The sequence below is a fragment of the Microcystis sp. M49636_WE2 genome (assembly GCF_030065375.1).
Classification (GTDB): Bacteria; Cyanobacteriota; Cyanobacteriia; order Cyanobacteriales; family Microcystaceae; genus Microcystis; species Microcystis aeruginosa_C.
The window spans coordinates 1-1,380 of the sequence record NZ_JASJFG010000084.1 but is presented as its reverse complement, the minus strand read 5'-3'; the positions used below and the strand labels follow the sequence as shown (position 1 = coordinate 1,380).

4 protein-coding genes are annotated in these 1,380 nt (G+C 43.1%); 2 read left to right on the top strand and 2 right to left on the bottom strand.

Translation table 11 applies throughout. From position 1 onward, the window contains the following. Together PX484_RS02015 and PX484_RS02010 are read left to right on the top strand one after the other, a co-directional pair. Positions 1–208: Uma2 family endonuclease (locus PX484_RS02015; protein ID WP_288102728.1), on the top strand; the 208-nt coding region annotated here is incomplete at its 5' end. A gap of 186 nt (positions 209–394) precedes the next feature. Further along, positions 395–610 (top strand): DUF4164 family protein, encoded by a 216-nt coding sequence (locus PX484_RS02010; protein ID WP_071839468.1) that lies wholly within the window; start codon positions 395–397, stop codon positions 608–610. 10 nt (positions 611–620) lie between these two features. Here the strand turns inward: PX484_RS02010 and PX484_RS02005 are convergent, their stop codons facing one another. Both PX484_RS02005 and PX484_RS02000 read right to left on the bottom strand, forming a co-directional pair. After that, a complete protein-coding gene (locus tag PX484_RS02005) occupies positions 621–983 on the bottom strand; it encodes a hypothetical protein (protein ID WP_002762526.1) in 363 nt (120 codons plus the stop codon). Positions 984–1,069: 86 nt separating this feature from the next. Then, positions 1,070–1,380 (bottom strand): hypothetical protein (locus tag PX484_RS02000; RefSeq protein WP_288102727.1); only part of this gene is annotated, 311 nt, incomplete at its 5' end.

The window sequence follows — 1,380 nt, the reverse complement described above, 5'->3', positions numbered from 1 at the left end:
AGGCATTCCTGAATATTGGATTGCCGATTATGCGGGATTGGGCGGGACTCGACATATTGGTAAGCCCAAACAGCCCACTCTATCCATCTGTACGCTAGTGGATGGAGAATATGAAATTCAGCAGTTTCGAGGCAATCAGACTATAACTTCCACCATTTTCCCGGGGCTGAAATTAACGGCTGAACAAGTGTTAAGGGCTGGTGGATAAAAAGCCAGAGATTTATCGAAAAATTGGGTTTAAAGCCTGCCACTTTTAGGCTTTGTGTTAAACCAATTGATAAGCAGAAAATTAGATGTGTAGTCGTGATACATAATATTTAAAGGATTCTTATAAACAGTGACCTGATTAAACAGTTTTTTTATATACAGGACAATAGATTAAAGTCTATAATTTATACAGTATTCCCTAGAAGCTGTTCTCCGGGAAATCAAAGACAGCATTAAGGAAGTTAGCCAAAAAATCGATTCTCTTGAAAAAAGGATAGATGAGAGATTTGACAAGGTAGATGAGGGGTTTGACAAAATAGATGACCGGCTAACCAAGCTAGAGATAGGACAAGCCAAGCTGGCTGAGAAAGTCGAGGGCATGGATAAAAGGGTTAGGTGTTAGGTTTTAGGTGTTAGGGGTTGAATTTCGCTGAACGGATCAGCCAACCGATCACCCCGCCGGTAATGCCGCTAAGGATCGAACTGATAAAAGCGGTGATTACCACTACCCCGATCTGCTTCCAGTTTTTCAGTTCTCCTACTTTTTCGGCAAGATCGGCCGTTTTGTCGATCGAGGGTTTCCATGCTTCTAGACGGGCTTCGATCGAGGTGAGTCGCTTGTCGATATTTTCTGTCTTTCCATTCAGGGACTTTATATCTGACTTGATTTCTGATTGTCCATTTTCTAGGCTAGTTAATCGGGACTCGATCACCCTCATACTACTAACGATTAAATCTTCTAGCCTTTTTAGATCATTTTCGGTAACTGCTGTCATGAGGTAATCTCCTAGCTAATCTGTTTCAAATATGACTGACGGGCGTGCATTAGGTGAACGCAAAGCGCTCGCTACGCGAGACCGCTCTAATCTTCTCTCTGGGCGATCGCATATAGGGGAGCTAATTCAGTCCGAAGCGATGCGATCGCCGCGTTCATTTTGGCTTCGATCGCCGCGTCGATCTTTTCCTCGAAGTTGGGCAACTTGCTAGGGCTATCTCCGAAAAAGGTTTCGAGAATCTCTACTATGGCGGTTCCCATTGCCGGTTGAATGTTCCCGGCCTTATCTTTTCGAGTGATATTGTTTTGAGTGCAATACTTAGTAAGGCTGTCTTCTATATCTTTTGGGAGATAACAGGATACTGGTCTATTCTCAGTAGCCATGATTTTAATTGATT

Bases quoted from the DNA above. Each gene is read 5' to 3' on its own strand.
- PX484_RS02005 (WP_002762526.1), bottom strand. From the start codon at position 983: ATGACAGCAGTTACCGAAAATGATCTAAAAAGGCTAGAAGATTTAATC.